General features: G+C 36.9%; 6 protein-coding genes and 1 pseudogene. 4 read left to right on the top strand and 3 right to left on the bottom strand.

From position 1 onward, the window contains the following. Positions 1 to 88 precede the first annotated feature (88 nt). From PSN35_RS05100 to msrA, 3 genes are all read right to left on the bottom strand, one after another. Positions 89 to 271 (bottom strand): hypothetical protein, encoded by a 183-nt coding sequence (locus PSN35_RS05100; RefSeq protein WP_300030374.1) that lies wholly within the window; start codon positions 269 to 271, stop codon positions 89 to 91. A 160-nt stretch (positions 272 to 431) separates the two neighbouring features. Beyond that, entirely contained in the window at positions 432 to 1,169 is a 738-nt protein-coding gene (locus PSN35_RS05095; RefSeq protein ID WP_300030371.1) for a molybdopterin-synthase adenylyltransferase MoeB, read from the bottom strand. Further along, a complete protein-coding gene (gene msrA / locus PSN35_RS05090; protein ID WP_300030368.1) occupies positions 1,162 to 1,650 on the bottom strand; it encodes a peptide-methionine (S)-S-oxide reductase MsrA in 489 nt (162 codons plus the stop codon). Before msrA ends, PSN35_RS05095 begins: the two co-directional genes overlap by 8 nt. Before the next feature lie 36 nt (positions 1,651 to 1,686). Between msrA and PSN35_RS05085 the strand changes: the two genes are divergently transcribed. The 4 genes and pseudogenes from PSN35_RS05085 to PSN35_RS05070 form a co-directional block, all read left to right on the top strand. Beyond that, positions 1,687 to 2,391, top strand: a complete 705-nt coding sequence (locus tag PSN35_RS05085; protein WP_300030366.1) for a DNA alkylation repair protein — start codon at positions 1,687 to 1,689, stop codon at positions 2,389 to 2,391. After that, positions 2,392 to 2,703: an NGG1p interacting factor NIF3 gene (locus tag PSN35_RS05080; protein WP_300030364.1), complete on the top strand. Its 312-nt coding sequence runs from the start codon at positions 2,392 to 2,394 to the stop codon at positions 2,701 to 2,703. Next, positions 2,700 to 3,782 carry an AI-2E family transporter gene (locus PSN35_RS05075; RefSeq protein ID WP_300030361.1) on the top strand — a complete coding sequence of 361 codons (1,083 nt, stop codon included), beginning with the start codon at positions 2,700 to 2,702 and terminating at the stop codon, positions 3,780 to 3,782. The genes PSN35_RS05080 and PSN35_RS05075 overlap by 4 nt, the downstream gene beginning before the upstream one ends. Positions 3,783 to 3,850: 68 nt before the next feature. After that, positions 3,851 to 4,132, top strand: a pseudogene (locus PSN35_RS05070) (hypothetical protein); the annotation flags it as partial.

Genomic DNA, 4,132 nt, shown 5'->3' with positions numbered 1-4,132 from the left:
GCCTTTAATGCTTTGCTATTTTTATTGGATGGACAATAAAAAAGCCGCATTAATAGCGGCTTTTTTATTGCAATAATTTAATTAAAAATTATGGCTGCTTTGGAGTTTCGTATGGAATTTCCTTCTGCACTTCGTCCCACTCAGTTGTGTAACCTACGTGAAAACCTGGCTGTACTTTACCATCAACTCTAACTTGAGTTGTTGTTACTTTAAAACCATCTTTACCAACTACACCTGTAGGAACCTCAGGTCTTTGCATTTGTCCGCTCATATTCTACTCCTAGAAAATCTTAAAATATCCGCTGTAAGATGTTACAACTTAAAAATATTTTAATAAAATAATTAATCTTGGCAATTATACAGCGATGTCTATAAAAAGTCATGTTTTTTTATGCAAATTATTAATAGAATGTCTCTAAAAATAACTCACACTAACCACAAACAGGACAAGCTGCATCTTTACTAATCTTAACACTTCTAAAAGATAAGTCTAATGCATCAACCATAAGCAATTGCCCAGTTAGCTGCTCACCCAAATTCATAATTGTTTTGACCGCTTGCAAAGCTTGCAATGACCCCATTAACCCTGCAACGGGTGCTAAAATTCCATTTTCAACGCAATTTTCATCACTATTGCCCTCTTTGGAATATAGACACTGATAGCAAGGCTGATCAGCTTGATAGCCTTTAAATACAGACAGCTGACCTTCAAAACGAATAACGGCAGCTGACACCAACGCAACCTTAGCATGGACACATGCCTTATTGATTTTAAAACGAGTCTCGAAGTTGTCGGTACCATCCAAAACAATATCAGCTTTCTTCACCCATGAATCTAAATTATCAGCGTTCAAATCTTTTAACGTAGTAATTTCAATAGTTGGATTAATAGCCAGCATCTTGGCTTTTGCAGAATCAACTTTAAACTGACCAATATCCTGCGTGTGATGAATAATCTGGCGCTGCAAATTAGATAATTCCACTTTGTCAAAATCAGCAATGATTAAATGTCCTACACCGGCAGCAGCTAGATACAAGGCACTTGGAGAGCCTAAGCCACCCATACCAATTAGTAGCATTGTTGAATCAAGTAGTTTTTGTTGATTTTCAATGCCGACTTGAGGCAGCATAATTTGACGAGAATATCTTAGTAAGTCTTGATCATTCATTGAAATATTTAGCTAGTTTTGGCGCAATTAATGCCTGACAATAAGGTTGGTTTGAATGGTTATTATAATAGTTTTGATGATAATCTTCTGCTGGATAAAAAGTATCTAACTTGCTAACCTCTGTCACTACACCGTTTAATGTTTTAATAAAACTCTCAACTTGAAGCTGTTGATTAGCATCGATATAAAAAACTGCCGAACGGTATTGTGTGCCTTTGTCATTACCCTGTTGATTAAGCGTTGTTGCATCGTGAGTAGCAAAAAACACTGCCAATAACTCATTAAAAGAAACAAGCGTTTCATCAAATGCAATCTTAACCACCTCAGCATGGCCTGTTGTACCAGTACATATTTCTTGATAAGTTGGATTGATACTTGTACCATTGCAATAACCAGATGTCACTTCAAGAACGCCGTCAATACGCTGAAATACTGCCTCCACGCACCAAAAACATCCTCCGGCAAAATAAGCTGTTTGCATGTATGATAGAATTATTAAAAATTCATAGTATAGCTGATGAAGGCAAAAGAAATAATTGATGAATTAAAAACTTACGCCAGCACTGAGCGCAAAAAGATCAATGAATGGTTTTTTAAAACCGGACCTGGACAATACTCAGAACATGATCAATTTATTGGGGTGCGCGTACCCCATACTAGAACGGTTGCCAAAAAACACTTTAACGATATAGCGTTAGTACAATTGGATCAATTAATCAACCATCCTATTCATGAAGTGCGTCACTGCGGCTTAATCATGTTAGTTAATAAATACCAATCTGGCGACAAGGATCAAATATTTAATTATTATTTGGATAATATACATGCGGCCAATAATTGGGATTTGGTCGATACAACCATTCCGCACACTATTGGTGATTACCTACTTAACCATCAAAACAAACTAAGTATCTTGTTTAATTTTGCAAAGTCAAGCAACTTATGGCAGAGGCGTATCGCTATTGTAGCAACCTATGCATTTATTAAAAATAACCAATTTAAACCAACACTTGATATTGCCAAACTATTGTTAAACGACTCTCATGATTTAATCCATAAGGCCACTGGCTGGATGCTAAGAGAAATATATAAAAAAGATAATGAAGTTTGTAAAACCTTCTTACGGCAAAATTATGCACAACTCCCTAGAACTACTTTAAGATATGCCATTGAACGCATGCAAGAAGATGAAAGATTGCACTACTTATCAGGGGAGTTTTAGATGTATCAAATCAGTTTTTACGTTCCGGAGACGGATTTAGAAATTGTTAAAAATGCCATGTTTGATGCAGGCGCTGGGCGCTATGATAACTATGAACAGTGCGCCTGGCAAACCATTGGCATGGGACAATTCAAACCCGTAGACAATGCTCGCCCCGCCATTGGACTTTTGGATGAGCTTGAGGCGATTGAAGAATACAAGGTTGAAATGGTTTGTATCGATGACAATCTACAGCGAGCACTCGAAGCGATGAAGTTTGCACACCCTTATGAACAAGTTGCCTACACTGTTATTAAAATGGATAACCAATGAATATCAACACACCAGCACCTTATGAACATGGATTTATGCTTAGCTTATTACTATTAGCCATAGCAGGATTAGTCTGGCTTTTTACTCCTTTTATTCCCTCCCTATTCTTAGCGCTGCTTATTGCAATCGCTAGTTTTAGCCAGTACAAACAACTGCAAAATCGCTTCTCAGATGCGCTTGCTGCATTAATCATGACACTGCTAATTACGGTTATATTGATTCTGCCTTTAAGCTACCTGCTACTGATGAGTGGTATTGAGATATCCAACCTGATTCAAACCATTAACACCGATTTTACCGCTCAAAACTCCAAACAAATTTTAGACCAAATTATCTCAACACTACCCTTGTCAGATTCAATCACTCATAGTTTGAAAGACTCAATCACTACCAATCTAGATAGCATTATTATGAGTATTAAAGACTTCTCAATTGTCCTACTAAAAAGTGTTGTTAACCTGTCCTCGCATTTTATTTTCTTTTTAATTGTGGTAATTTTTTCATTATATTATTTTTATATTGACGGCAAATCAATTGTTAAGCGCCTGAAGGACTTATCCCCGCTAGAAAACCATCTTGATGATATTTTGCTTAATCAGTTTGCTGGACTATCTATTAGCTTGGTAGGCAGTGTGTTTATTATTGCCATACTCCAAGGTGTTACTTTTGCCTTGGCGGTTATGTTGGTTGACTTGCCAGTGTTATATTTCGGTATTGCTATGGCTTTGGCTAGTTTTATTCCGGTATTAGGCGGATTAATTATTTGGCTACCATTAAGCTTGTACCTATACTCACAGGGGCAAACACTTGATGCGTTAATCATTGTTGCTTTTGGTGCGGTATTAATAGGAACTATTATTGATCATTTTATTAGACCAATCATCATTCAAAAAATTGCACAGAAATCAGCGCAACAATCGGCACTTGATCACACACTAATTACCGTATTATCAACCTTAGCAGGTATTATGCAGTTTGGTGTTTTAGGGTTGTTTATCGGCCCTATCATTGCCGCTATGGCGATTAGTATATTTGATGTCTATGCCATTAAATATTCAGATTCTCTAGATCAAAGCTAGCCAGCTGTTTTGGCAGTTAAGCGCTAATAGCGTATAATACAACTCTTTTTTATTAATACCCTACTGTCATGCTAGACAAGCTAATTGAATACATTAAAAATAACCACCCTGAGAGCGATATTAACGCTTACTTAGATGCAAAATACATTCAACTAAACAATGCCCAATTAAAACAAATTGCTGATGCACTAGAGCGTGGCGATTTACCATCTACACCCGCTTCTAATTGTGGCGCTAGTCATTTCATTTTTCATTTTGGCTCAACGCTTATTTTGGTACAAAAAAACACAACTGACTCCTCAGCTGCGTTTACTGCCGAGCTAGCCTGGGAAACTGATTTTCTTTCTGTT

Source organism: Candidatus Thioglobus sp. (genome assembly GCF_028599055.1).
GTDB lineage: Bacteria > Pseudomonadota > Gammaproteobacteria > PS1 > Pseudothioglobaceae > Thioglobus_A.
Note: the sequence above shows the minus strand (reverse complement) of the source record. Positions and strands in the feature narration are given on the sequence as shown.